At 68.8% G+C, this 506-nt stretch carries 2 protein-coding genes; both read left to right on the top strand.

The genetic code is table 11. From position 1 onward, the window contains the following. Window positions 1-205, top strand: a 205-nt coding sequence (locus AC1DMU_RS29610) for an HAD-IA family hydrolase (protein WP_476941697.1), incomplete at its 5' end; no start/stop codon positions are given. After that, window positions 202-506: glycosyltransferase family protein (locus tag AC1DMU_RS29605; RefSeq protein ID WP_476941696.1), on the top strand; the 305-nt coding region annotated here is incomplete at its 3' end. The genes AC1DMU_RS29610 and AC1DMU_RS29605, both read left to right, overlap by 4 nt.

The following is a 506-nucleotide window of genomic DNA, read 5'->3' as shown; positions in this document are numbered from 1 at the left end:
GCCCAAGCCGGCGCCGGACATCTACGAGGCGGCCATCAAGCGGCTCGGGCTCGAGCCGCATGAGTGCCTGATCGTCGAGGACAACGACCACGGCATCGCCGCCGCGCGGGCCTCCGGCGCCCACGTGCTGGTCGTCGGCACCGTGTACGACGTCAATTACGAGCGTATCGCCAAGGCGATCAGGGAGGCCGAGTCGGCTCGATGAAAATCCTCGTTCCCCTGGCCGCGCCCAACGACGCGTTCTTCGACCCGGCCAACTTCCACTTCCCCAAGCCGCTGGTCGAGGTCGCCGGCCGGCCGATGATCGAGCGCGTGGTCGAGAACCTGCGCGGTCTGAGCCCCGACGCCCGCTTCGTCTTCGTCCTGCGGGCCGAGGACTGCCGTGCGTTCAACCTCGACCAGGTCGCGCTGCTGGCCACCGACGGCAACGCCGACATCGTCATCCTGGACCGCCCGACCGACGGCGCGGCCTGTTCGGCGCTGATGGCGGTCGACTATATCGACGA

It is taken from the genome of Bacillus sp. 01N45 (assembly GCF_056399205.1).
This window is presented reverse-complemented; position numbering and strand designations above follow the sequence as displayed.